Source organism: Bradyrhizobium sp. 164, assembly GCF_023073715.1.
Classification (GTDB): Bacteria; Pseudomonadota; Alphaproteobacteria; order Rhizobiales; family Xanthobacteraceae; genus Bradyrhizobium.
The window spans coordinates 329,295-355,125 of sequence record NZ_JADPKA010000083.1 but is presented as its reverse complement, the minus strand read 5'-3'; the positions used below and the strand labels follow the sequence as shown (position 1 = coordinate 355,125).

23 protein-coding genes and 1 pseudogene are annotated in these 25,831 nt (G+C 65.1%); 14 read left to right on the top strand and 10 right to left on the bottom strand.

The window, feature by feature from the left end; all coding sequences use genetic code 11:
- The first annotated feature begins 142 nt into the window (after positions 1-142).
- The 4 genes from IVB01_RS26810 to IVB01_RS26795 are packed head-to-tail and all read left to right on the top strand — an operon-like array spanning position 143 to position 4,645.
- Positions 143-1,804, top strand: coding sequence for a thiamine pyrophosphate-binding protein (locus IVB01_RS26810; protein ID WP_247278309.1), 1,662 nt, complete (start codon positions 143-145; stop codon positions 1,802-1,804).
- 3 nt (positions 1,805-1,807) lie between these two features.
- On the top strand, positions 1,808-3,073 hold the full coding sequence (locus tag IVB01_RS26805) for an FAD-dependent oxidoreductase (RefSeq protein ID WP_247278310.1): 1,266 nt from the start codon (positions 1,808-1,810) through the stop codon (positions 3,071-3,073).
- Between the two features lie 9 nt (positions 3,074-3,082).
- Complete coding sequence (locus IVB01_RS26800) at positions 3,083-3,826, top strand: aspartate/glutamate racemase family protein (RefSeq protein ID WP_247278311.1); 744 nt, start codon at positions 3,083-3,085, stop codon at positions 3,824-3,826.
- A gap of 39 nt (positions 3,827-3,865) precedes the next feature.
- Positions 3,866-4,645, top strand: coding sequence for an SDR family oxidoreductase (locus IVB01_RS26795; protein WP_247278312.1), 780 nt, complete (start codon positions 3,866-3,868; stop codon positions 4,643-4,645).
- Between the two features lie 222 nt (positions 4,646-4,867).
- Here the strand turns inward: IVB01_RS26795 and IVB01_RS26790 are convergent, their stop codons facing one another.
- The 4 genes and pseudogenes from IVB01_RS26790 to IVB01_RS26775 form a co-directional block, all read right to left on the bottom strand.
- Positions 4,868-5,662, bottom strand: coding sequence for an IclR family transcriptional regulator (locus tag IVB01_RS26790; RefSeq protein WP_247278313.1), 795 nt, complete (start codon positions 5,660-5,662; stop codon positions 4,868-4,870).
- Between the two features lie 22 nt (positions 5,663-5,684).
- Positions 5,685-7,418 carry an FAD-dependent oxidoreductase gene (locus IVB01_RS26785; protein WP_247278314.1) on the bottom strand — a complete coding sequence of 578 codons (1,734 nt, stop codon included), beginning with the start codon at positions 7,416-7,418 and terminating at the stop codon, positions 5,685-5,687.
- Positions 7,419-7,425: 7 nt separating this feature from the next.
- Positions 7,426-8,625: an ABC transporter substrate-binding protein gene (locus tag IVB01_RS26780; RefSeq protein WP_247278315.1), complete on the bottom strand. Its 1,200-nt coding sequence runs from the start codon at positions 8,623-8,625 to the stop codon at positions 7,426-7,428.
- 892 nt (positions 8,626-9,517) lie between these two features.
- Positions 9,518-10,333 (bottom strand): annotated as a pseudogene (locus tag IVB01_RS26775) (hypothetical protein); the annotation flags it as partial.
- Positions 10,334-10,889: 556 nt separating this feature from the next.
- Between IVB01_RS26775 and IVB01_RS26770 the strand changes: the two are divergent.
- The 6 genes from IVB01_RS26770 (at position 10,890) to IVB01_RS26745 (ending at position 15,045) form a co-directional block, all read left to right on the top strand.
- The gene (locus IVB01_RS26770; protein ID WP_247278317.1) at positions 10,890-11,351 is read left to right on the top strand and encodes an Hsp20 family protein; all 462 of its coding nucleotides are present in this window, start codon (positions 10,890-10,892) and stop codon (positions 11,349-11,351) included.
- A 75-nt stretch (positions 11,352-11,426) separates the two neighbouring features.
- On the top strand, positions 11,427-11,918 hold the full coding sequence (locus IVB01_RS26765; RefSeq protein WP_247278318.1) for an Hsp20/alpha crystallin family protein: 492 nt from the start codon (positions 11,427-11,429) through the stop codon (positions 11,916-11,918).
- A gap of 84 nt (positions 11,919-12,002) precedes the next feature.
- Entirely contained in the window at positions 12,003-12,338 is a 336-nt protein-coding gene (locus tag IVB01_RS26760; RefSeq protein WP_247449799.1) for a hypothetical protein, read from the top strand.
- A 152-nt stretch (positions 12,339-12,490) separates the two neighbouring features.
- Complete coding sequence (locus IVB01_RS26755) at positions 12,491-13,594, top strand: trypsin-like peptidase domain-containing protein (protein ID WP_247278320.1); 1,104 nt, start codon at positions 12,491-12,493, stop codon at positions 13,592-13,594.
- A gap of 125 nt (positions 13,595-13,719) precedes the next feature.
- Positions 13,720-14,511 (top strand): fumarylacetoacetate hydrolase family protein, encoded by a 792-nt coding sequence (locus tag IVB01_RS26750; RefSeq protein WP_247494991.1) that lies wholly within the window; start codon positions 13,720-13,722, stop codon positions 14,509-14,511.
- Positions 14,512-14,661: 150 nt separating this feature from the next.
- Positions 14,662-15,045, top strand: coding sequence for a hypothetical protein (locus IVB01_RS26745; protein WP_247278322.1), 384 nt, complete (start codon positions 14,662-14,664; stop codon positions 15,043-15,045).
- A gap of 72 nt (positions 15,046-15,117) precedes the next feature.
- Here the strand turns inward: IVB01_RS26745 and IVB01_RS26740 are convergent, their stop codons facing one another.
- Positions 15,118-15,969: a CoA ester lyase gene (locus IVB01_RS26740; RefSeq protein WP_247420958.1), complete on the bottom strand. Its 852-nt coding sequence runs from the start codon at positions 15,967-15,969 to the stop codon at positions 15,118-15,120.
- The gene (locus IVB01_RS26735; protein ID WP_126255091.1) at positions 15,969-16,421 is read right to left on the bottom strand and encodes a MaoC family dehydratase; all 453 of its coding nucleotides are present in this window, start codon (positions 16,419-16,421) and stop codon (positions 15,969-15,971) included. The genes IVB01_RS26740 and IVB01_RS26735 overlap by 1 nt, the downstream gene beginning before the upstream one ends.
- 228 nt (positions 16,422-16,649) lie before the next feature.
- Between IVB01_RS26735 and IVB01_RS26730 the strand changes: the two genes are divergently transcribed.
- Positions 16,650-17,816 carry an acyl-CoA dehydrogenase family protein gene (locus IVB01_RS26730; protein WP_247278324.1) on the top strand — a complete coding sequence of 389 codons (1,167 nt, stop codon included), beginning with the start codon at positions 16,650-16,652 and terminating at the stop codon, positions 17,814-17,816.
- Between the two features lie 33 nt (positions 17,817-17,849).
- Here the strand turns inward: IVB01_RS26730 and IVB01_RS26725 are convergent, their stop codons facing one another.
- The 4 genes from IVB01_RS26725 to IVB01_RS26715 all read right to left on the bottom strand — a co-directional run bounded on the left by IVB01_RS26725 (position 17,850) and on the right by IVB01_RS26715 (position 21,102).
- On the bottom strand, positions 17,850-19,421 hold the full coding sequence (locus tag IVB01_RS26725; protein WP_247278325.1) for an AMP-binding protein: 1,572 nt from the start codon (positions 19,419-19,421) through the stop codon (positions 17,850-17,852).
- 32 nt (positions 19,422-19,453) lie between these two features.
- Complete coding sequence (gene upp / locus IVB01_RS26720) at positions 19,454-20,089, bottom strand: uracil phosphoribosyltransferase (protein ID WP_130216606.1); 636 nt, start codon at positions 20,087-20,089, stop codon at positions 19,454-19,456.
- A gap of 170 nt (positions 20,090-20,259) precedes the next feature.
- Positions 20,260-20,388, bottom strand: coding sequence for a hypothetical protein (locus IVB01_RS35515; RefSeq protein WP_256464592.1), 129 nt, complete (start codon positions 20,386-20,388; stop codon positions 20,260-20,262).
- Positions 20,389-20,634: 246 nt separating this feature from the next.
- Positions 20,635-21,102, bottom strand: coding sequence for a hypothetical protein (locus tag IVB01_RS26715; RefSeq protein WP_247278326.1), 468 nt, complete (start codon positions 21,100-21,102; stop codon positions 20,635-20,637).
- Positions 21,103-21,694: 592 nt separating this feature from the next.
- On the opposite strand from IVB01_RS26715, the gene IVB01_RS26710 reads away from it, so the two are divergent.
- From IVB01_RS26710 to kdpB, 3 genes are all read left to right on the top strand, one after another.
- Positions 21,695-21,784 carry a K(+)-transporting ATPase subunit F gene (locus tag IVB01_RS26710; RefSeq protein WP_049823729.1) on the top strand — a complete coding sequence of 30 codons (90 nt, stop codon included), beginning with the start codon at positions 21,695-21,697 and terminating at the stop codon, positions 21,782-21,784.
- Between the two features lie 111 nt (positions 21,785-21,895).
- Positions 21,896-23,599: a potassium-transporting ATPase subunit KdpA gene (gene kdpA, locus IVB01_RS26705; RefSeq protein WP_247278327.1), complete on the top strand. Its 1,704-nt coding sequence runs from the start codon at positions 21,896-21,898 to the stop codon at positions 23,597-23,599.
- 17 nt (positions 23,600-23,616) lie between these two features.
- A complete protein-coding gene (gene kdpB / locus IVB01_RS26700; RefSeq protein WP_247278328.1) occupies positions 23,617-25,731 on the top strand; it encodes a potassium-transporting ATPase subunit KdpB in 2,115 nt (704 codons plus the stop codon).
- Positions 25,732-25,831: the final 100 nt, after the last annotated feature.

The following is a 25,831-nucleotide window of genomic DNA, read 5'->3' as shown; positions in this document are numbered from 1 at the left end:
CACGGGGCTGAAGTGCAAACGGCAGGGACCGGCATGACGGCTGCGCAGGCGGCGAGAAGCCTTTCGATCTTGCGCGCTTTCGCGGCCTGTCCTACCCCAGTTCCCGAATAGAGTGCATCGCCGAAGCCTTGAGGGAGCCGTCATGACCATTCGCAACACCCGCACCGGGGGCCAGATCCTGATCGATCAGCTCGTCGCCCAGGGCGTCGAGCGCGTCACCTGCGTGCCGGGTGAGAGCTATCTGGCGGCCCTCGATGCGCTGCACGACAGCCCGATCGATGTCGTGATCTGCCGCGCCGAAGGCGGCGCTGCGATGATGGCGGAGGCCTACGGTAAGCTCACCGGCCGCCCCGGAATCTGCTTCGTCACGCGCGGGCCCGGCGCGACCAATGCCAGCCACGGCGTCCACATCGCGATGCAGGATTCGACGCCGATGATCCTGTTCGTCGGCCAGGTCGATACCGGCATGCGCGAGCGCGAGGCGTTCCAGGAGCTGGACTACAAGGCCGTGTTCGGCACCATAGCGAAATGGGCCGTCGAGATCGATCGCCCCGACCGCATTCCGGAGCTGGTCGCGCGCGCCTTCCGTGTCGCCATGCAGGGCCGCCCTGGTCCCGTCGTGATCGCGCTCCCGGAGAACATGCTGACCGAGACCGCGGCGGTTGCCGACGCCATGCGCATCGAGCCGGCGGTGAGCTGGCCGGCCCCTGCCGATATCGAGAAGCTCGGCGACATGCTCGCCGGCGCCAAGGCGCCGATGGTCATTCTCGGCGGCTCGCGCTGGACGGATGAGGCGACCAAGAGCGTCGCCCGCTTTGCCGAGCGCTTCGACCTGCCGGTGGCGACCTCGTTCCGCCGGGCTTCGCTGATCGATGCCGACCATTCGCATTACGCCGGCGATCTCGGCATCGGGCCGAGCCCGGGCCTGAAGGCGCGCATCGAGGGGGCCGACGTCATTCTGCTCATCGGCGGCCGCATGTCGGAGATGCCGTCCTCGTCCTACACGCTGCTCGGCATTCCGACCCCGCAGCAGAAGCTGATCCACGTGCATCCGGGCTCCGAAGAGCTCGGCCGCGTCTATCAGCCGGCGCTGGCGATCCAGGCGACACCCGCTGCGTTCGCGGCGGCCGTCGAGACGCTGAAGCCCGCCGGGACGTTGGCCTGGAAGGGCGAAGCGGCGAAGGCGCATGCCGATTATCTCGCCTGGACCGAGGAGGCGCGCGAGCTGCCGGGCACGTTCCAGTACGGCCAGATCATGACCTGGCTGCGCGACCGCCTGCCCAAGGACGCGATCATCTGCAACGGCGCCGGCAATTATGCCGGCTGGATTCATCGCCATCACCGCTTCCACAGCTTTGCCGCGCAGCTCGCGCCGACCTCGGGCTCGATGGGCTATGGTGTGCCGGCGGGCGTGCTGGCAAAACGGCAATATCCCGACCGCGTCGTCGTCGCCTTTGCCGGCGACGGCTGCTTCCTGATGAACGGCCAGGAGTTCGCCACCGCCGTGCAGTATGACGCACCGCTGATCGTCATCATCGTCGACAATTCGCAATACGGCACCATCCGCATGCACCAGGAGCGGGATTATCCCGGCCGCGTCGTCGGCACCCAGCTCAAGAACCCTGATTTCGCGATGTACGCGAAAGCGTTCGGCGGCCATGGCGAGCGCGTCGAGCGCACGGAGCAGTTCGCACCGGCGTTCGAGCGCGCGCTCGCCTCGGGCAAGCCGTCGATCCTCCACTGCATCATCGATCCGCGCGCGATCTCGGTCGGCAAGGACTTTGTGCCGGCGGCGAAGGCTTAGGCGATGGCGACCGGCCGCCACGTCGCCATCATCGGTGCCGGCGCGATCGGCGTGATCAGCGCCATCGAGGCGCTGCGCGAGGGCCATCGCGTCACGCTGATCGATCCGGGCCAGCCCGGTGGCGAGCAGGCGGCAAGCTATGGCAATGCCGGCTGGCTGTCCTCGCATTCGGTGATCCCGCCGGCCGAGCCGGGCGTCTGGAAGAAGGTACCGGGTTATCTGATGGATCCGCTCGGCCCGCTCGCGATCCGCTGGTCTTATCTGCCGAAAGCGCTGCCCTGGCTGATCAAGTATCTGCTCTCGGGCTGGACCGAGACGCGGGTCGAGAAGACCGCCTTTGCGCTGCGCGACCTGCTGAAGGACGCACCGCTGCTGCACAAAAAGCTCGCGGAGGAGGCGGGCGTGCCTGAACTGATCGAGCGCAACGGCGTGATGCACGTGTTCCCGTCGCGCGGCAACTTCGATAGCGATCTCGGCTGGCGCCTGCGCAAGCGCGTCGGTGTCGAATGGCTCGAGCTTAACGCGGACGAGATGCGCCAGCGCGAGCCGGACCTGCATCCGCGCTATACCTTTGGCGTGGTGGTGGAGGAGGCCGGCCGCTGCCGCAATCCCGGCGCCTATGTCGCAGCGCTCGCCAATCACGCGCTCGCCAGCGGTGCGAAGCACGTGCGCGCCAAGGCGACAGGGCTAAAACTCTCCGGCGACAAGCTCGTCGCCGTCGTCACCGAGACCGGCGAGATCGCGTGCGATGCCGCAGTGGTGGCGGCGGGCGCCCGCTCGAAGCAACTTACTGCGTCCCTCGGCGATCCGCTGCCGCTCGAGACCGAACGCGGCTATCACGTCATGATCGAGAACCCGGAATCGGGGCCGCGCAGCTCGATGATGGCGTCCGATGCCAAGATGGTGGTGAACTGGACCGACAGGGGCCTGCGCGCTGCCGGCACGGTCGAGATCGCCGGCCTCGAAGCCGCGCCAAACTGGAAGCGAGCCGAAATCCTGCGCAACCACCTCATCAGCATGTTCCCCAAGCTGCCGAAGGACATGCCAGCCTCGCGCATCAAGACCTGGCTCGGTCATCGTCCGAGCATGCCGGATGGACGGCCCTGCATCGGCCATGCGCGGGCCTCACGCGATATCGTCTATGCCTTCGGCCATGGCCACATCGGCCTGGTCGGCTCGGCGCGTACCGGCCGTCTGGTCGCGCAGCTCCTCAGCGGCAAGCAGCCTGAGATTCCGCTGGCGCCGTTCGCACCCGATCGTTTCCTCTGAGATCGCACCATGACTCCTCCAGCCAATTCGTCCTCCCGCATTGCCCGTGGCGGCAAGGCCATCTATGGCGCGCCGCTCGGTATTTTGATGCTGGAAGCGCGCTTTCCGCGCATCCCCGGCGACATGGGCAACGGCACGACCTGGCCGTTCCCCGTGCTTTATCGCGTGGTGAGTGGCGCTTCGCCGGAGAAGGTGGTGCTGAAGGGCGCAGCCGGCCTGCTGCCCGATTTCATCGATGCCGCGAAAGACCTGGTGCGGCTCGGGGCCGAAGCCATCACCACCAATTGCGGCTTCCTCTCGTTGTTCCAGAAGGAAATCGCGGCCGCCGTCGGCGTGCCGGTTGCGACCTCGTCGCTGATGCAGGTGCCGTGGGTGCAGGCGACCTTGCCGCCCGGCAAGCGCGTCGGCCTCGTCACGGTGTCGGGCTCGACGCTCTCGCCCGCCCATCTCGAAGGTGCCGGCGTGCCGCTCGATACGCCGCTGGTCGGCACCGAAAACGGCAAGGAGTTTTTTCGCGTCCTGATCAAGGCCGAGAAGGACGACATGGACGTGGCGCAAGCCGAGCGCGACGTGGTCGAAGCTGGCAAGCAGCTCATCGCGGAGAATCCGGACGTCGGCGCCATCGTGCTCGAATGCACCAACATGCCGCCTTACGCCGCAGCGCTCCAGGCCGAGGTCGGGTTGCCGGTCTATGACATCTATTCCATGATCACCTGGTTTCATGCCGGACTGCGCCCGCGCATCTTTGCGTGAACGCGTCCGTGAGATCGTCACAAGTCCTGGAGTGAACCCATGAAGCTATCCGGCAAGGTCGCCGCCATCACCGGCGCGGCGCGCGGCATCGGCAAGGCTTGCGCGAAGAGATTCCTGGACGACGGCGTCAAGGTCGTCATCTCGGATGTCGATGCCGAGGCCTTGGCCGCCACGGCGGCCGAGCTCGGACGGCCGGATGCCTTGCGCACCGTGGCCGCCAATGTCGCCGCGCGCGCGGACGTGAATCATCTTGTCGCAATTGCTGCCAAGGAATTCGGCCGGCTCGACATCATGGTCAACAATGCCGGCGTGGCCCGCAATCAGGACATTCTCGATATCTCCGAGCAGGATTTCGACGACGTCATCGCCATCAATCTGAAAGGCGCGTTCTTCGGCGTGCAGGCGGCGGCGAAGCAGATGATCGCGCAGGGCGGCGGCGGGGTCATCATCAACATGTCCTCGGTGAACGCGCTGCTGGCGATTCCGACGCTCGCGACCTACGCCATCTCCAAGGGCGGCATGAAGCAGCTGACCTCGGTCGCCGCCGTCGCGCTCGCCCCGCACAACATCCGCGTCGTCGCGGTCGGGCCCGGCACGATCCTGACCGACATGGTGGCTTCGGCGATTTATACGTCCGAGGATGCGCGCAAGACCGTGCTATCGCGCACGCCGGCCGGGCGCGGCGGCGAGCCGAGCGAGGTCGCCTCGGTCGTGGCGTTCCTGGCCAGTGACGATGCCTCCTACATCACCGGGCAGACGATCTATCCGGATGGCGGCCGGCTGATCCTGAATTACACGGTGCCGGTGAAGGAGAAGTAGGGCTGGAAAGGTCGTCCCACACGCGCTGTATCGCTGGGCTTGCCGTCTTCGCTGACGCTTCGCCGGCCCAATACTGAGGTGCCCGGCGAAGCCCTTGGCGGAGACGGGGCCGGGCGATCCAGTACTCCGTGACTCCTGCGATTGAACCGAGAGGCCGCAGCGTACTGGATGCCTCTTCGGTTCGCGGGGCATGACAGCAGTTGTCAGGCGGCGGTTTGCCTCTTACTCCGCCGCAACCGTCATCCCGTAACCCAGCCGCTTCGAGATGGCGCCGGCGCAGTCGCGCAGCGCATGCGCGATCGGGCTGTCCCAGCGCGCGTCGAACGTGCCTTCCGGGCCCATCGCGGTGATGACGAGCGCGACATGGCCGGAATGATCGAAGACCGGTGCTGCGAACGCATTGACGCCGGGCAGAGGATCGCCGAGCGCGCGGGCGAGGCCATGCTTGCGGACCTCCGTGAGCATCTCGGCGATCTTCGCGCCTTTCACCGCGCGCTTGGGATTGTAGCCGACGCCGTGGCGATCGAGGCCGCTCTCCAGCGCGGCACTGATCGTCTTCTCCGGCAGGAATGCCGCGAAGGCCCGGCCGGTCGCGGTCTCCAGCAACGCCATCACCGAGCCGGCCCGCATCACGATGTGGACGGGCTGGGCCGGCTCTTCCAGTTGCACCACGGTGGGACCGTGCGTGCCCCAGACCGCGAGCGAGACCGCGTGGCCGATCTGGCTTGCGAGGCTAGCGATCCTGGGACGTGCGATGCGCACACCGGAGAGGCGGCGCAGGCTGATCAGGCCGAGCTCCAGCGCCAGCGCGCCGATCTCGTAGCGGCCGGTGGTCTCGTCCTGCTCGATCAATCCGATGCGTGAGAAGCTGGCGAGATAGGGATGCGCCTTGGCCGGCGTCATGCCGGCTTCGCGGGCGAGATCGCGCAGCATCATCGGCTCGCCGCTCCTTGCGAGCGCGCGGAGCAGTTCTCCGCCGACCTCGATCGACTGGATGCCGCGGCTTGCTCTCTTCATGCGCCTCCTGACGTGCGTCCGCTTACGCCGCCTCGCACTTGGCGGCGCTGTCGGCAAGGTGTCGTCCGGCAATGTAGCCGAAGGTCAGCGCCGGCCCAAGCGTGATGCCGGCGCCGGGATAGTTGCCGCCCATGATGCTCGCCATGTCGTTGCCGGCGGCATAGAGCCCCGGAATCACCCGGCCTTCGGCGTCGAGCGCGCGCGCGTTCTCGTCGGTGACGACGCCGGCATAAGTGCCGAGATCGCCGATCACCATCTTGATGGCGTAAAACGGGCCGTTCTCGATCGGCGCGACGCAGGGATTCGGGCCGTGCAGCGCATCGCCCTGGTAGCGATTATAGGCCTTCGAGCCCTTGCCGAAGGCGGCATCCTGGCCCTGTGGTGCGGTCGCATTGAATTGCTTGACGGTCTCGGTGAACGCCTTGGCATCGATCCCGGCCTTCGCCGCGAGCGCTTCCAGCGTGTCGCCACGCATGAGGTAGCCGGTCTTGAGGTGATGCCCGAGCGGCATCGGGAAGGGCGGCACGCAGCCGAGACCGTATTTGCGCAGCGTCTTGTGATCGCAGACCAGAAACGCCGCGATCTCTTCTCCGGGCTTGGCCGCCTTCACCATGGCCTGGACGAAGTCGTGATAGGAATTGCCCTCATTGGTAAAGCGCTTGCCGTCGCGCATCACCGCGATCACGCCGGGCTTGGCGCGGTCGATGAAATGCGGCATCACGCCCTTCGAGCCGTCCTTGCGCGTGGTCAGCGACACCGGCACCCAGGCGGCAGCGTTCGGCAGGCGATCCTCGACATGGCCGCCGGCACTTTCCGCAAGGCGCAGGCCGTCACCAATGTTGCCGGTCGGGCCCGGCGAATAGTGCTCCTTGCCCGTCGGCGCATGTGGAAACATCTTTCTGCGCCGCTCGACATCGTGCGGAAAGCCACCGCAGGCAAGCACGACGCCCTGGCGCGCGCGGACGCGCACATCGCGTCCCTCGCGCGCAACGATTGCGCCGGTCACGGTACCGTTCTCGACCGAGAGCTCGCGCACCGGCGAGGACAGCCACATCGGAATCTTCAGGTCGAGCGCGGATTTCGCCAGCCGTCCTGCGAGCGCATTGCCGTTGGTGAGCGTCATGCCGCGGCCGTAGCGCAGCACGTCCATGAGATGACGTGACAGGCGCTTGGCGACATAGGCCGCGGAGGTCAGCGACTTCGTCACGCGCATGAAGTGGATGATCTCTTTGCCGGAGCCGAGCATCATCCCGAACACGGTCAGTTCGGGCAGGGGCATGCCGAGGGTCTTGATGAGGTCGCCGAGCTCGCGGCCGTCGAATGGGCGCGTGACCATGGAGCGGCCGCCCTGCACACCGCCGGGCGCCTCGGCATGGTAGTCGGGAAACACTAGCGGCATGTCGAAGCGCAGCGCGGTCTTGGTAGTGAAGAAATCGACCGCTTCGGGGCCGGCGCTGAGGAATGCATCGACCCGCGCGGCGTCGTAATTGTTGCCGGCTTCGTGGCGGAGATAGGTGCGGGCCTGCTCCGGCGTCTCCTCGATGCCGTAAGCCCTGGCAAGCGAGGTGCCGGGAATCCAGAGCCAGCCGCCGGAGCGGGCGGTGGTGCCGCCGAAGCGCGGCTCCTTCTCGACAATGAGTACGTCGAGGCCGCGATAACGCGCGGTGATTGCCGCCGACATGCCGGAGGCGCCCGATCCGGCCACGAGCACATCGCACTCGTAAGTCTCAATTGTGCTTTGGTCGCTGCCGGTCATCTGGATCTCACTTCTTCAAGAGCGGACATTTGGACTCGGAGACCGGGCGGAAGGCGTCCTCGCCCTTCACGGTCTTGACGATGTCCAGATAGTCCCACGGCTCCTTGGACTGCTCGGGCGACTTCACCTTGGCGAGATACATGTCGCGGATGACGCGACCGTCCTCGCGCAAGCGTCCGCCATGGACGAATGTATCCTCGACCGGCAGCTCGCGCATCTTGGCCATGACCTTGGCCGAATCGTCGGTTCCGGCGGCCTTGATGGCCTTGAGATAATGCAGCACCGAGCCGTAGACGCCGGTCTGGATCATGGTCGGCATCACCTTGGTGCGCTCGTAGAACTTCTTCGACCAGGCCCGGGTCGCCTCGTCCATGGCCCAGTATGAGGCCGTGGTCATATAGGTGCCCTGCGCGGCCTTGAGGCCGATCGCGTGCACGTCGGTGTCGAACATCAACAGGCCGACCAGCTTCTGGCCGCCCTGCACCAGGCCGAATTCGCCCGACTGCTTGATGGCGTTATCGGTGTCCTGGCCGGCATTGGCGAACGCGACCACGTCGGACTTCGAGCTCTGCGCCTGGAGCGCGAAGGAGGAGAAATCGGCGGTATTGGTCGGGTGCTTGACGCCGCCGAGCACCTTGCCGCCCATCTCGTTGATGAAGCGGGTTGCGTCCTTCTCGAGCTGCTGGCCGAAGGCGTAGTCGGCGGTGATGAAATACCAGGACTTGCCGCCTTCCTTGATCACGGCGGAGGCCGTCACCTTCGACAGCGCGTAGGTGTCGTAGGTGAAATGCACGGTGTTGGGGCTGCACAGCTCGTCGGTCAGCGAGCTCGCGCCGGGGCCGGAGAGCAGAGCGATCTTGTTGCGTTCGCGCACCATGTTGTGAACGGCGATGGCGATGCCGGAATTGGGGATGTCGACGACAGCGTCGACCTTGCCGTTGTCGAACCAGCCGCGCACGATCTGCACGCCGACGTCGGTCTTCATCTGGTGGTCGGCGCTGATGATCTCGATCGGCTTGCCGAGCACGGTCGGCCCGAATTCCTCCACCGCCATCTTGGCGGCTTCGACCGAGCCAGGCCCGCTGTTGTCGCGGCCCCAGCTCGACAGGTCCGTCAGCACGCCGATCCGGACCGCGTCGTCCGAGACTTGTGCAGTAGCAGCAGACGTCATGGCCGCGAGCATGGCGCAGGCCAAAAGCCCTCTCATCGTCGTTCCCTCGCTTATTGGCCGCTTGGCACGGCTGGTCGTTGTGGCTGCAGGTTAGATAATAGCAAATGAGTTTGTCAATGGCGAATGAGAGGTCGGATTCGGCAGTCAGGGTCCGTGCAGGACATGAGTTTGGAGCATCGGTGCTCATTCCAGCGCGATTTGGCCATGATGCGCACCGGAATCGACGGCAGGGCACGGCAGCGACAGGGTCTCTGCGCCAGCGGAGAACTCGACGACCGCGCATGTTGGCACGCTCGCGGCGTTCTCGAGCTATGCGGTCGGCTTCACGGCGCGGCTGATCGGCGGCGCGATCATCGGGCACTATGGCGGCCGGCTCGGCCGCCTCATCGTCGCGGCAAGCAGGCGGGATTTGCCGCGTTCGGAAACACAGGAAGGTGATGGTCGCGGGCGCGAGCCGGATTGCTCCTGCCGGTGCTGCGTGCGCGTCAAGCCGGGGCAATCTGCCATCGGCAGTCAGCGCGAGCGTCTTGTCGTTCAGCTGCACAACCGTGCCTTGCAAACGCGCCGCATGCAGTGCGTACCGCTCGGCTGAGTCCGAGAGCGTCAGCGGGCGCGAGGCGCGGCGCGACGTGTTGATCGCGAGCAGCGACACCGCACCTGCCATGGTCGGATGGCAATGGGCGTAGAGATGAAGATCTGGCGAAGCGGCCCTGTCTGCATCGAGCACGGTCGGTCCCATCAGCCTCCGCCAGAGCAGCGCAGCCCAGTAACTCGGCCGCGGCCGGAACGTGGCTTCGTCGAGCAGACCGTAGTCGCTGGCAGCGAGGGTGTTGTGCATCACTACCTGGACGCCGGCCTTCGCCAGGCGTCCGAGCTGGTCGAGATAGCGGAACGTGTCGAGAAACGTCCCGTCCCATCGGTTGCCGCCGCAGGCCGCATCAGCCGTCTCAGTCAGCCAGATCGGCTTGCCCGGCTCGAATGTGTCGCGCAGCGCCTGGTAGGTCGCGCGTGTCGCATCCGTGCGTGCCAGCCATCCTTCCGAGAGCGCCTGCGCCGGATCATCGTGCCCGCCGCAGCGCGGCGAGATCGTGTTGTAGTGGTGATAGGAGAAGCGGTCGACCCCCGAACCGGATGCAGCGAGCAGATCGCGCGTGGTGATGCCCGCCCCGGATGGCGATGGCGCGTCGCCAACGGAGCCTGGACCGAGGATCAAGGTCTCAGGCGCCTCGCGCCGCACCCAGTCGCGGAAGATCTTGAAGTCGCGGCCATAGGCGGTCGCGTCATAGCCGGCGGGTGCGCCGTTGGTCGCTGCGAGCGTCGGCTCGTTCATGAATTCGGCGGCGGCGATGCGGCCGCCCAGCGCGCGCGTGGTGTCGATGAGCTGCTGCGCCTGATCCGGTTTCCACACGCCATCGGCATCGCGGCTGCCAGGACTGATCGCAAACGAGGTGACGATCTCGGCATCGACCGCGCGCGCGAACTCGACGACGCCGCGCCACTGGTCGTGGCTGAGGACGGAGTTGAACCCCGGCGGCGGCTTTCCCGGCGGGTCGGCCAAGAACGTCGCATTGGCCCAGGTGCCGCTCACGCGCAGATAGGCCGGCGACAAGGCGGCGGCGAGCAGGCGCAGGCGTGCATTGGACAGATCGATCGGCGGTCTTGCGCTGTAACGATCCCGCTGGTCGAAGGTCCGTGCCGTTCGCGGATAGGGCTTCCAGAACCGTCCGCCGGTCACCTCCACCATTTCGATGTTGTAGGACTGAAAGCGCGTATCGACCGTTCCGATCGCCTTCAATTCCGCCGCCACGACGGGCCCGTCGCCGGCGCGCGCCGCGCACATCGTTGCGGCTGCGAGCAGCGCAATCGTCAGCGCGCATGCCGCTGCGCGACCGGTTGGGTGCGTTCCGTATCCCCCGCTGTCGTATGCGGCCCGGTGCTTCGTCATGCGTTGCCGGTCCGGATGCATAAGAGGCAACCCTGGTCTTTGCCAAGCTCGCCAATTTATCTCTATTTTACCCCGCGATCGATCCCGGGGGCTTCCGGGCCACCCGCCGCCGGTGGTCGCGGGCAGGGAGGGGGCGGGCCGTCAGCCGAGCATCAACCAGGGTGGGGCACAAAAAATTTGTGGCAGCCCCCTTGAAACTGATATCGCTTTTTCTAAGTCGTTTTTCGCCGCGAGAGCGGTGTGCCGGATGCCAGAATCGGGTCCGGCACGGGCGCCGGGCTGGTCTTTTCGGACCCGTCTGAAATCCCCGCCTTGCGCTCCTTCGTATCCATCTTGCTCTTTGGAGGACTTGGTTATGAGGACCAGTTTCGACTTCGCGCCCCTGTGGCGCTCCACCATCGGCTTCGACCACCTGGCCGACCTCGTCGACAGCACGCTGCGCCAGGCGACCGAGGACAATTATCCCCCCTACAACATCGAGCGTTCCGGCGAAGATCATTACCGGATCAGCCTTGCCGTGGCGGGCTTCGGCGCCAACGACATCACGGTGACGGCCGAACAGAACGCGCTCACGATCGAAGGCAGAAAGCCCGAGGGCGCCCCGCGCGAGTACCTCTATCAGGGCATCGCCGCGCGTCCTTTCCGGCGCGTGTTCAACCTCGCCGATTATGTCCAGGTGAAGCAGGCCTCCTTCCAGGACGGGCTCCTGATCATCGACCTCGTCCGCGAGGTTCCGGAAGCCATGAAGCCGCGCCGGATCGCGATCAACGGCGGCACACCTGCGGCATCGCAGATCGAGCAGAAGAAAGCAGCCTAAGCATTCGATCGGGCGAACGGCGGAACGCGGCGCTAGGATGCGCGCCGCGTTCCCCGATGCATGGAGGAGAGAACCATGGCTTTTCGTGATCTCATTCCCTGGTCGAGGAACCAGGAGCTCGCGCCTGCGCGCGATAACTTCGATCCGTTCCTGACGCTTCATCGCGAGATGAACCGTCTGTTCGACGATGTCTTCCGCGGCTTCGGCGGGACCAGCCTGTCGCCGCTGATGGAGGGCCGTTTCGGCTGGCCAAAGGTCGAGCTCAGCGAGACCGACAAGACGCTGACCGTTTCGGCCGAACTTCCCGGACTGGAGGAGAAGGACGTCCAGGTCGAGATCGCCAATGGCGTCCTGACGCTCCGCGGCGAGAAAAAAGCCGAGCGCAACGGCGAAGGCAGGTACTTTACCGAGCGCTATTATGGTGCTTTCGAGCGGCAGATCCCGCTGGAGGGCGTCGAGGAGGACAAGGCCGAGGCGTCGTTCAAGAATGGCGTCCTGACCGTGTCGCTGCCGAAGTCGGAAAAAGCACGCGAAGGCGTCAAGCGCATCGCGATCAACACTCATTAGCATCAATCGCGGACGGCGGCGGTCGGCGCCGCCGTCCATCGTCAACAAACCCGTCCCTTGGAAAGGAGCATGAGGGGAGGACCGATGACCAACGTGAACACCAATGCCGGCACTCTCAGCCCGCTGTTTCATCCCGCTGCCCATTACGACTCGCCTGCCGACGTCCTGAATGCAGAGGAGCTCTCCACGCCGGAGAAGCGGATCATCCTGTCATCCTGGGCCTCGGACATGTACGCGGTCGAATCCTGTCCCGCGCTGCGCGAGATACCAGGCATGAGCCACACCGTGCGGCTCGCCGATATTCTGACGGCGTTGCGCCGGCTCGACGGCGACAATGACAATGACGACCCGCCGCGCGGGGGCGGCGTCCCGATGCGGTTGCGGCGGCCCTGGGCCGCCGCCGAGAGGCGAGCCGCATGATGCTCACGCACACTGTTCTGACGCTCGTGCTGATCGGTCAGGCCTCGGCGGCCTTCGCCGTTCCTTATCTGGCCATGCACGGTCTCACCGCCGCGCCGCGTGACTGAGGCCACAAAGTTCTTCTATTCTGGGCTAGGCGGCAGGTGACGAAGATGAATGCTGTGCGTTTGCTTTCGCTGGCGTTGCTGTTGCTGACGCTCACGGCATCGCAGCCCGCCGCTGGCCAAATTCCGGACCTGAAGACGGGCGGCTCTGTGCCGACCCTGGCGCCGCTGGTGCGTCAGGTGACGCCGGCCGTGGTCAACATCTCCGTGCATGGCCGTGTGCGCGAGGACAATCCGCTCTATCGCGACCCGCTCTTCCGCGAGTTCTTCGACGTCCCCCGGCAGATCGAGAAGGAGGTCAACGCGACCGGCTCGGGGGTCATCGTCGATGCACAGCGCGGCTACGTACTCACCAACAATCACGTGGTCGATGGCACCTCCGCCGTTCAGATCACCACCAAGGACGGCCGGCAGTTCTCGGCGAAGGTCATCGGCCGCGATCCGCCGACGGACGTTGCGGTGCTCCAGATCCAGAGCCCGGCCGGGCTCAAGGCGCTTTCCTTCGGCGACAGCGACGCGCTCGAAGTCGGCGATTTCGTGCTTGCGATCGGCAACCCATTCGGCCTCGGCCAGACCGTGACGTCCGGCCTCGTCAGCGCGCTGGGCCGGACCGGACTCGGCAAGCAGGGTTATGAGGACTTCATCCAGACCGATGCTGCGATCAATCCCGGCAATTCCGGCGGGGCGCTGGTCAGCTTGCGCGGAGAACTGGTGGGCATCAACTCGGCCATCATCTCGCCTGCCGGCGGCAATGTCGGCATCGGATTTGCAATTCCCGTCAACATGGCGCGGAAGGTGATGGAGCAGATCGTCGCCAAGGGCCGCGTCGAGCGCGGCCGGATCGGCATTTCGCTGAAGGACTTGCATCCATCAGTCAACAAGGGATTCAACGAAGGTGCCGTCATCGCGGACATTGCGGCGGATTCGCCGGCGCAACAGGCAGGCCTGCGCAAGGGCGATATCATCATCAGGGCCGACGACCGCCCGATCCGCACCGCCGCCCAGCTCCGCAACACGATCGGCCTTGCGCGCATCGGCGAGGAAGTCAAACTCGTCCTGCTGCGCAATGGCGCCCCGCTAACGGCGGTCGTGAGAGTCGCTCCCGCGCCCGAACCAAGCAGTGCCGCCGCTGGCAACCGTTTCGTCCGTTAGCGGGTTCGCACCGCGCGGTATCCAGCAAGCCGCGCCGATCCATGTTGCTGGCACACCAAATATCGACTATCAGCCGGATCGGCGCGCATGACGCTGCCCAAGCAAAGGCAAAGGGAGCATCCGAGATGACCTCACCCACGCGACGTGATTTGCTCGCAACCGCTGCGGCGGCTACCGCCGTTTCGATGACCGGGGTCGCACCGGCCGCCGCGCAGGCCGGACCCAAGCCGATCTTTCCGGTGCCGATGGTGACGATCCCGATCGTCGGTGAGACCCAGGTGTTTCAGGTGCGCCGCATCTACTGCATCGGGCGCAATTACGCGGCGCACGCGATCGAGCGCGGCTCGGATCCGAACCGCGAGCCGCCGTTCTTCTTCCAGAAGCCGACCGACGCGATTCAGAACGTCGCGATCGGCGAGGTCGCCGATCATCCCTATCCGTCGCTGACCAAGAACTATCATCACGAGGTCGAGCTGGTTGCGGCGCTGAAATCGGGCGGCACCAACATTCCGGTCGAGAAGGCGCTCGACCATGTCTATGGCTATGCGCTCGGGCTCGACATGACCCGGCGCGATCTTCAGAACGGCATGGCCGCGGAGAAGAAGCCCTGGGAGATCGGCAAGAGCTTTGATCATGCGGCCGTGCTCGGTCCGATTCGCCCGGCAAGCAAGACCGGCCATTTCGAGAAGGGTGCGATTTCGCTGGCAGTCAACGGCGCCGTCCGGCAGAACTCCGATCTCAGCAAGATGATCTGGAGCGTCGCCGAGCAGATCGCAAAGCTGTCGGAAGCGTTCGAGCTGAAGGCGGGCGACATCATCTATTCCGGCACGCCGGAGAATGTCGGCCCGGTGGTGAAGGGCGACGTGCTGTTGTGCAAGCTCGAGGGCCTGCCGGACGTGTCGATCAGGATCGTCTAGCAGTTGCTCTGAGTGGCCCGCGTGGAGCCCCGGTTGAGGGCGCAAGAGCTGCGAACGCCGAGTTCCATCGATTGCCCTTGGTTGGCCGGCAAGCGAACTTGGTACGGCCATATTTGAGCAGGAGTGATCTGCCGCGAGGGAGGCGCTCCGATGAACAAGGCTGTGATCACCGCTATTGCAATGCTGGCTTGTGTGCCGGCGAGCGCAGTTGCGCAGGAGCGCGCGGGCGATGCAGCGCTCGGCGCCTTATCCGGTGCGGTCGTACTTGGCCCGGTCGGAGCCGTCGCCGGAGCGTTGGTTGGTTACACCGCCGGACCTTCGATCGCCCGGTCCTGGGGCCTGAGTGGTTCGCAGTCGGCAAGACACCCGCAGCCGCCACGTCGCGCTGCCGCGACCCGCGTCCCACCGCGCACGCGCGAGGCGATGGCTGCCAATGGCCAGACGAGCGCTGCCGGCAACCCGACCCCGCCGGTTCAAGCCGAGCCTGCCGTGCCGGCGCAGACCTCGGCTCCGCCCGTTCAGGGGTTCGACTGACGGCGCGGCTTCAACCGACACACCTTCGGCAGGTTGAAGGTCGCCCGCGCGGTCAGCCGAAGTGACGGCGATCTAGGGTTGGCCCAGGATCTTCTTCGCGGCGCGAAGATGCGGCTTGTCGATCATCTGGCCGTCGAGCCGCAGCGTGCCGGCATTCGGATTGCTCGCGAATGCCGCGATTACCTTCTCCGCCCATGTGCGTTCGGCCTCCGTCGGCTCGAAGGCCGCGTTGACGACATCGACATGCTTGGGATGGATCAGCGCCTTGGCTGCAAAACCGTCGCGCCGTGCCGCGCGCGTCTCGGCGTCGAGGCCGGCGAGATTGTCAATGTCGGTATAGACGGTGTCGATCGGCGCAACCTCGGCCGCGGCCGCCGCCATCAGGCAGAGATCGCGCGCGAGCCGATAGGGGCTGTGGAACACGCCGCCCGAGGCTTTCTCGGTGGCGCCGAGCGAAGCCGAGAGATCTTCGGCACCCCACATCAGTCCAGCGAGGCGAGGGGAGCAGCCTTTGTAGCTGCCAAGCCCGAAGATGGAGCCGGCGGTCTCCGTCGCGACGCAGACGATGCGCGTCGCGCCGACCGCGATGCCGGCCGCCGCCTCGAACGCTTCGAGCCAGGTCGCCACCTGCCGCACATCGTCGCCGCCTTGCGATTTCGGCAGCACGATGCCGTCGGGCTTGCCCGGCATCACCGTGGCGAGATCGACAAGCGTCATGCCGGTGTCGAGCGCGTTGACACGGACATAGAGCTGGTGCGGGCCGCGAGAGCCCTTCAGCATCGCCAGCGTCAACCCGCGCGCCTGCTCCTTCTTCTCGGCGACGACGGAATCCTCGAGGTCTATGATCAGCGCGTCGGCCTTGCCTTCGCTCGCTTTCTCGAATTTGCGCGGGGAATCACCCGGCACGAACAGCATCGAACGCATCAGACCGGCCTCTTGTGCATCATCGCCATGCGCCGGCATTTGCCGACGATCTCGTCGTTCTGGTTGAGGGCGTGGTGCTCGAACTCGACGATGCCTGCCCTCGGGCGCGATTTCGATTCCCGCAACGAAAGCACCTTCGTCGTCGCCCGCAACGTGTCGCCGTGGAAGACCGGCTTTGGAAAAGTGACGTCGGTCATGCCGAGATTGGCAACAGTGGTCCCGAGGGTCGTATCATAGACCGTCATGCCGATCATGATACCGAGGGTGTAAAGACTGTTGAAAATGCGCTGGCCGAACTCGGTCTTCTCGGCGAAATGCGCATCGATGTGCAGCGGCTGCGGATTGAGCGTCAGCAGGCTGAACATGGTGTTGTCCATCTCCGTGACGGTCCGGGTCAGCGGATGCCTGAACTCCTGGCCTACGGAGAAGTCCTCGAAATAAAGTCCGGCCATCGCGGTTTCCCTCCTTGCGAAATAACGACGCGCTCGCACCGTCGCGCCGCATGACCCTATGCATGGTACACGCACTTGGCAGGCAAATTCACGTATCTGTACTGAGTTTTTCGAGCTAAAGAACGCAAGCGAGGGAAGGTCCGGCGCGGCAATCTTCCATCGCCGGTTGGGTGGGCTCAAAGATCGGGCACGTGAGTCGCCGCGGCTCCTAGCACGGAGATCAAGAACATGGATTTCGCGCTCACCGATCAGCAGGAAGCCATTCGCGACGCCATCGCCAAGATCTGCGAAGGCTTTCCCGATGCCTATTGGCTGAAGAAGGATCACGACGGCGGCTTCCCGCACGACTTTCACAAGGCGCTGGCAGATGCCGGCTGGCTCGGCATCTGCGTGCCGGAGGAGTATGGCGGCTCCGGGCTAGGCATTACCGAAGCCGCGATCATGATGCGCACCATCGCGGAATCAGGTGCCGGCATGTCCGGCGCGTCCGCGGTGCATATCAACGTGTTCGGACTCAACCCCGTCGTCGTGTTCGGCACCGAGGAGCAGCGCAAGCGCATGCTGCCGCCGATGGTCGAGGGTCGCGAGAAAGCCTGTTTCGCGGTTACCGAGCCCAACACCGGTCTCAACACCACCCAGCTCAAGACCCGCGCGGTCGCCAAGAACGATCGCTACATCGTCAACGGCCAGAAGGTGTGGATATCGACCGCGCAGGTCGCGCACAAGATCCTGCTGCTGGCGCGCACCACCCCGCTGGAACAGGTGCGCTCGCCGACCCACGGCCTCAGCCTGTTCTACACCGATTTCGACCGCAACAAGATTAAGGTCCACGAGATCGAGAAGATGGGCCGCAAGATCGTCGATTCCAACGAGCTGTTCTTCGAGGATTTTGAAATCCCGATGGAGGATCGGATCGGCGAGGAAGGCAAAGGCTTCGAGTACATCCTCGAAGGCATGAACCCGGAGCGTATCCTGATCGCGGCGGAAGCGGTCGGTCTCGGCAAGCTCGCGCTATCGCGTGCGACCGAATACGCCAAGACGCGTGTGGTGTTCAACCGGCCCATCGGCAAGAATCAGGGCATCCAGCATCCGCTGGCGGTGAACTGGGTCGAGCTCGAGGCGGCCTGGCTGATGGTGATGTCGGCGGCCTGGCAATACGACAAGCGCATGCCCTGCGGCGCCGCCGCCAATGCGGCAAAGTATCTCGCTGGCGAGGCAGGCTTCTCGGCTTGCGAGCAGGCGGTGATGACCCATGGCGGCTTCGGCTATGCCAAGGAATTCCATGTCGAGCGCTATTTGCGCGAGATCCTGATTCCGCGCATCGCGCCGGTCAGTCCGCAGCTCGCGCTCAGCTTCATCGCGGAAAAGGTGCTTGGCCTCGCCAAGTCTTACTGAGCGACCTTCGGGCGCAAGCTCAAAAGGCTGTTCCTATTCAGCGGCGATCCGGTCCATGGCCATGGCACGAAGCCGGGCGCGCTGAATCTTGACGCCATTGGCGCTGTCGGTGACGGGGAAGGCATCCACGACATAGACCCGCGCCGGCACCTTGTAGCCGGCGAGCCGCTCGCGCACATGGGCGATTAGCGCTTCCTGTCGTGGTGGCTCTCCAGCTGGAATTACGAAGGCGACGCAGCGGGCCTGTCCCTTCAGGTCGATCGCGACCACCTGGGCGTCGGCGACACCCGCGCACGATTTGAGCTCGTCTTCGATCTCGCCGGGCGCGACCAGGAAGCCGCCGAGCCGCATCGCATCGCCGGCACGGGTCTCGTAGACGAACGAACCATCCCCGCGCAGCCGGCCGATGTCGCCGGTGCGGAAGAAGCCATCGGCGGTGATCGCTTCCCGCGTCGCCTCGGGATTGTTGAAGTAGCCGAGGAAGCATGACGGCGCGCTGATCTCGATCTCGCCGGAGCCGCCCCGGGCCGCAAGCTCGCCGGTCTCGACATCGCGGATGCGGATTTTCGCGTCCGGCGACATCGGCCAGCCGCCGCCTTCGATGCGATCGGCGAAGGCATCGCTGCCGCGGCCGATCGAGAACAGCGCCTGCACCTCGCTCGAACCGTACAAGCCGAACAGCGGCATACCGCGCACTTCGGCCTCCGCGGCCAACTCGCGCCAGCCGGGCTGGAATGCGGCGAAGCCGCAGATTTCGAGATGCGGAAACGGTCGTGGTGCATCGGTGAGCGCGAGGATGCGGCGGAACATCTCGTCCGAGCCGAACGAATGCGTGATCCTGCACTCGCCGAGGATCCTCACGGCCGGCGCCGCCTCGAAAGCATCGAGTACATGGATGGTCGCGCCCGCTGCGATGAAACCGAGCATGCTTGTCATGCCAAAAGTGCCGCATAACGGCAGCATCGCCAGCAGCGAATGGCGCTGCGGATCAAGCTGCAGCGCCTTGGCGACGGACGCGGCATGCGTCGCCAGCGTCCGCTGCGAATGGGCGACGAGCTTCGGGCCCTTCGTCGTGCCCGATGTCGTGTACAGCAGGACGGGCAGATCGACGTCCTCCTGAGCCGGCGGGGCAGGCGGATAAGACCTGTCGAAGGCATCGAACCGCACACTCGGCCATTGCGCGGGGATCGCGGTCTTGCCCACCACGGCAAGCTGTTGCAGCGCGGGCACCTCGTCCTTGGCGACACCGGCGAGAATGGCGGCAAAATCGATCGAGCGGAACGCGGCCTCGACCACCATCAGCTTGGCACCGGACAGGCGGAGCAGATGCGCGACCTCCGCACTGCGATAGCGCGTATTGACGGCGGCGACGACCGCGCCCAGGCGGCCGGCGGCGAACAGCAGTGCGAGCCATTCGATCCGGTTGACCAGCCAGACGGCGACGACGTCGCCCCTCCCGATGCCCTGCGCGGCCAGCCAGGCGGCGGTCTGCTCGATCCTTCCTGAGAGCTCCGCACGCGAGATCGGCGTGCCATCGAACATGAGGACGCGACTGGCGGTCTCGGTCGGGAGCAGCGATTGCAGCGAACATCTGTCGATCAGCATGCAATCGGAGTAACCCGATCGTGCAAAGCTGTCTACTTGGTGCCGAACATCCGATCGCCGGCATCGCCCAGGCCCGGCACGATATAGCCGTGGTCGTTGAGCCGCTCGTCGATGGCGGCGGTCCAGACCGGCACGTCGGGATGCTCGCTCTGGAACTGCGCGATGCCCTCGGGCGCGGCCAAGAGGCAGACGAAGCGGATGTCGCGGGCACCGCGCGCCTTGAGCAGGGACGCGCCGGCGCAGGCCGAATTGCCGGTGGCCAGCATCGGATCCATCAGGATCACGGTGCGATCGGACAGGTCCTGCGGTGCCTTGAAGTAATATTCCACGGCTTGCAACGTCTCGGGGTCGCGGTAGAGCCCGATATGAGCGATGCGCGCCGAGGGCATCAGCGCCAGCATGCCGTCGAGGAAGCCGACGCCCGCGCGCAGGATCGGCGCCAGGGTGAGCTTCTTGCCGGCGATCTTCGGCGCCTGCATCGGGGCGATCGGCGTCTCGATGTCCACCAGCTCCAGCGGCAGGTCGCGCGTCACCTCGTAGCCGAGCAGCATCCCGATCTCGTTCAGGATCTCGCGAAAGCTCTTGGTCGAGCGGTCCTTCTCGCGCATCAAGGAGAGCTTGTGCTGGACCAGGGGGTGGGCGACCACGTTGACGCTGCTTGTGCTCATAAAACCGCTCTACACGGTTCCGTGAAATTGCGCCAGATCGGCCGAGTCTTTTCCGCGGGATATGCCGCCTCAACTGGGCATCGCGTACTGCGCTGCGTGCCCGGTTGCTCGCCTCATAGGCAGACGTGGTCTATTCGCGGTCGATCGCCATGCGCATGGCCCGTGAGCAGCTAGGCGCCGAGCCTGCGTGCCAGAAGCGTGATCACGAGCGTCAGGATCGCGCCCCAGATCAGGCTCAACGCTTTGGTCAGGACGGTCGTGGTGATCACGTGCTCCAGGTGTCCCTTGAAGGGATGCATGCTACTTGTCCGGGGCGGGCGCCGCGCCGATGCGCATGCCGAGCAGCAGTGCAGCCATCAATGCCAGGATGATGATCTTGAGTCCGATCATGCGTTATCTCGCGAGGCACAGAATTGCTGTCCTCAGCGCGATCAGCGCTGTGAGCACGCTGCCCATCGAGAGGACGGCGAGCCCATGCCGGACGATACGTTTGAGCCGGGCTCTGCGCAGCGTCGACATTTCTGGTGTCCTTCCATTAGGAGCGTCTAGCCGAAATTGTCGCACGTGATCGGCTGGTAGAGTGGCTCTCGCAGCGGACGGACAGAAGAAACGCTCGGTCGCGGTGTCTCCGCACGCTCGGTCCGGACTTCAGCGAAGGCCGACAGCAGGGCAAGCGAAAGGTCGACATGGCGCGCCTCGACCGCGGTGTCGAGCCAGTCCGGCAACTCGCGTTCGCGCGACAGCGCGCAATGCCACTCGCCCTCGTCATAGGCGATACGGCGGACCTGCCACCTCGGCAGCTCGAGCTCCACCAGCGCCAGCGCCGCATCGGCCCAGGCCTCGACGTCGATCAGGCGCACGATCCGTGTGGTGCGTTCGCTTTGCCCGAGCGAGGGAACGCGCCGGCAGGCGTGCTCGATGATGTCGAGCATCAGCGCCCGTGTCATCGCCGGTGCCGCGCGAAGCCGCTCGCTCAGGGAAGGCGGGTCAAGGCGTCGGAGTGAGGCGGTCATATCAGGCCTCCTGGAATTTGCGTCGGTCAGTCGGCCGGCATTGCCAAGATGGCCGGGAGGGTATTTGAAAGCGAGATGAGGATCGGGCGAGAGATATATGGATTTCATAAGTGCATGGAGTCTTCCGGGTAGGAGCGACAGATGCGACTGTCGGCTGCGCCGCAGGTGGAGACTTATAGAAGCAGGGCTTTTTGGAAACCCCGGAGTCCGCCTGACGTAACGATCGGCAGCGCAAGCGATGATCGGATTGCATCGCCGCGTGCCTGTCCGGAACGATCGCCCGGAATGATATGTCGGTGTGGCGGCTACGGCCTTTATGAGATTCCTATAACGTCGCCATGGGCCTCATCTCGAAAACCTATGCCCGTGGTGTCACTTCAGCGCGGTCAAAAGTCCCGGCCGGAGCCCCGCGGAAATGCGCCTGCGTTTCCTTCGAGCTCGTCGGATCCCCGAGAAGCGGTTGCGCCTGACATCAGGGCGCAACGAGGAGTATCTCCATGATGGACATTGTGATGCTGGCCCTGGCCTTCGGCCTGTTCGCGCTCGCGATCGGCTACACCTATACCTGCGAACGGCTGTGACGGAGCGGATCATGATCTTCGATTATGCCCTCGCCGGTGCCGTTTCGTTCGGCCTCCTGGCCTATCTCACCTACGCGCTGCTGCGGCCCGAGCGGTTCTGAGCCGTGCTGCTGATTCTCGAATTGTTGCTGGCGGACGCCATGCTCGTCGCCGGCCTGCTGACGGTGCTTCTGCCTCTGCTACGCCGGAACCATGCCTGAAGGGTTGATTCCATGACTATGATCGGTTGGCTCCAGATCATTCTGTTTTGCGCCATTATCGTTGCGCTCGCAAAACCGCTCGGCGGGTACATGACGCGCGTGTTCAACGGCGAGCGCACCTTCCTCTCGCCGGTACTGCGTCCGATCGAGGCCGGCATTTACAGGATTTCCGGCGTCGACGAGAAGCGCGAGCAGCATTGGCTGACCTACACGGTCGCCATGTTGCTGTTCCATGTCGGCGGCTTCCTCATCATCTACGGCGTGATGCGCCTTCAGGCCGTGCTGCCGTTCAATCCGGCCGGGCAGGGCGCGGTCGCCGAGGATCTCTCCTTCAACACCGCGGTCTCCTTTATCACCAACACCAACTGGCAGAACTACGGCGGCGAGAGCACGCTGTCCTATCTCGTGCAGATGCTCGGCCTGACGCACCAGAACTTCCTGTCGGCCGCGACCGGCATCGCGCTGGCGATGGCCTTGATCCGCGGCTTCTCGCGCGCCTCGATGCGCACGGTCGGCAATTTCTGGATCGACGTCACCCGGTGTACGCTCTACGTGCTGCTGCCGATCTGCGTCGTCTATGCGCTGTTCCTGGTCTGGCAGGGCATGCCGCAGACGCTCGGGCCGTATATCGAGGCGACGACGCTCGAAGGCGCCAAGCAAACCATCGCGGTCGGGCCGGTCGCTTCCCAGGTCGCGATCAAGATGCTCGGCACCAACGGTGGCGGCTTCTTCAACGCCAACGCCGCTCATCCCTTCGAGAACCCGACCGCGCTGTCGAATTTCGTGCAGATGCTCTCGATCTTTGCACTCGGCGCCGCACTCACCAACGTATTCGGCCGCATGGTCGGCAACCAGCGCCAGGGCTGGGCAATCCTCTCCGTGATGGGCGTGCTGTTCCTGGCTGGCGTCGCCATCACCTGTTGGGCGGAAGCAAACGGCACCGCGACGCTCCATGCGCTGGGCCTGACCGGCGGCAACATGGAAGGCAAGGAGGTCCGGTTCGGCATCATCGCATCCTCGCTGTTTGCCGTCGTCACCACCGCCGCCTCGTGCGGCGCTGTCAACGCGATGCATGACAGTTTTACCGCACTCGGCGGCATGATCCCGCTGATCAACATGGAGCTCGGCGAAATCATCGTCGGCGGCGTTGGCGCCGGCATGTACGGCATGCTGCTGTTCGTCATCCTCGCGATCTTCGTCGCGGGCCTTATGGTTGGCCGCACCCCGGAATATGTCGGCAAGAAAATCGAGGCGCGTGAGGTCAAGATGGCTATGCTGGCGATCCTGGTGCTGCCGCTGATGATCCTCGGCTGGACCGCCGTCGGCGTGGTCTATCCGACGGCAGTCGCCTCCATGGCGAATGCCGGCCCGCACGGCTTCACCGAAGTGCTCTACGCCTTCACATCGGCGGCCGGCAACAACGGCTCGGCCTTCGCCGGGCTCACCGGCAACACCTTCTTCTACAACCTGACGCTGGCAAGCGCGATGTTCGTCGGCCGCTTCTTCATGATCGTCCCGGCCATGGCGATCGCGGGCTCGCTTGCGGAGAAGAAATCGATCCCGGCGTCCGTGGGCACGTTCCCGACCACCGGAGGCCTGTTCGTCGGCCTCGTGGTCGGCGTCATCCTGATTATGGGCGGCCTGACCTTCTTCCCGGCGCTCGCGCTCGGCCCGATCGTCGAACATCTGGCGATGAACGCCGGCAACCTGTTCTGATTGTTGGAGTGACCTCCATGGATACGATGAAACTGCAAAAACGTGCGCCGATGTCGGCAATGCTCGATCCCAGAATCGTGATGCCCGCGATCCGCGCCTCCTTCGCCAAGCTCGATCCGCGTCTGATGGTGAAGAATCCCGTCATGTTCGTTGTCGAGGTCGTTGCAGTGCTCACGACTGTGATCTCCCTGCGCGACCTCGTCATTGGCGGCGCGAACCTCGGCTTCACCTTCCAGATCATCGTCTGGCTCTGGTTCACGGTGCTGTTCGCCAATTTCGCCGAAGCCGTGGCCGAAGGCCGCGGCAAGGCGCAGGCCGAATCGCTGCGCAAGACCCGCACGGAAAGCCAGGCCAAGCTCCTCACTGGTGCTGGCGAGAATTTCAAGCTCGTGCCGGGCACGAGCCTGAAAGTAGGCGACATCGTGCTGGTCGAGGCCGGCGACACCATCCCTTCCGACGGCGAGGTGATCGAGGGCGTCGCCTCCGTCAACGAGGCCGCCATCACCGGCGAGTCCGCGCCCGTGATCCGCGAATCCGGCGGTGACCGCTCTGCGGTCACGGGTGGCACGCAGGTGCTGTCGGACTGGATCCGCGTCCGTATCACGGCAGCCCAGGGCTCGACCTTCATCGATCGCATGATCAAGCTGGTCGAGGGCGCCGAGCGGCAGAAGACCCCGAACGAGATCGCGCTCAACATCTTGCTCGCCGGTCTCACTGTCATCTTCGTGTTCGCCACCGTCACCATCCCCAGCTATGCGGCCTATGCCGGCGGCTCGATCTCGGTGATCGTGCTGGTCGCGCTGTTCGTGACGCTGATCCCGACCACCATCGGCGCGCTGTTGTCGGCGATCGGCATCGCCGGCATGGACCGTCTGGTACGCTTCAACGTGCTGGCGATGTCCGGCCGCGCGGTCGAGGCGGCCGGCGACGTCGACACACTGCTGCTGGACAAGACCGGCACCATCACGCTCGGCAACCGGCAGGCGACCGCCTTCCGTCCCGTGCGCGGAGTGACCGAGCAGGAGCTGGCGGATGCAGCTCAGTTGGCCTCGCTCGCGGACGAGACTCCGGAAGGCCGTTCCATCGTGGTGCTGGCGAAGGAGAAATACGGCATTCGCGGCCGGGACATGGCCGAGCTTGGCGCGACCTTCATCCCATTCACGGCGCAGACCCGCATGAGCGGCGTTGATGCCGGTGGCGCGTCGGTGCGCAAGGGCGCTGTCGACGCCATGCTGAACTATGTTGACGGCGGCGCGCCGCTGGCGATTGCCTCCGGCAACGTGCCGCGGGCGACCCAGCCGGCCGCCCTGTCGGATCTCGGTCGCGAGATCCAGACTATTGCCGATGATATCTCGAAGGCCGGCGGCACGCCGCTCGCGGTCGCCAGGGACGGCAAGCTGCTCGGCGTCATCCAGCTCAAGGACATCGTCAAGGGCGGCATCCGCGAACGCTTCGCCGAGCTGCGCCGCATGGGTATCCGCACCATCATGATTACAGGCGACAACCCGATGACGGCGGCCGCGATCGCGGCGGAAGCGGGCGTCGACGACTTCCTGGCGCAGGCCACCCCCGAGGACAAGCTCCGGCTGATTCGCGATGAGCAGGCCAAGGGCAAGCTGGTCGCCATGTGCGGCGACGGTACCAACGATGCGCCGGCGCTCGCGCAGGCCGATGTCGGTGTCGCCATGAACACCGGCACCCAGGCCGCCCGTGAGGCCGGCAACATGGTCGATCTCGACTCCAACCCGACCAAGCTGATCGAGGTGGTCGAGATCGGCAAGCAGCTCTTGATGACGCGCGGTGCGCTGACCACGTTCTCCATCGCCAACGATGTCGCCAAGTATTTTGCGATCATCCCGGCGATGTTCCTGGCGTTTTACCCCCAACTCAACGTGCTCAACGTCATGAGCCTGTCGAGCCCGCAGAGCGCCATCCTGTCGGCGATCATCTTCAATGCCCTCATCATCGTGGCGTTGATTCCACTGGCGCTGAAGGGCGTCGCCTACCGCGCTGTCGGTGCCGGCGCGCTGCTCCGCCGCAACCTCTTGATCTACGGCCTCGGCGGCATCGTTATTCCCTTCATCGGCATCAAGGCGATCGACCTCGTCGTCACCGCCTTGCATTTGGCTTAGTCCCCTCATTGCGAGGAGCGAAGCGACGATGCAATCCTGGCTGCCGCCGCGGAGAAACTCTGGATTGCTTCGCTTCGCTTGTAATGATGAAATAACTGGA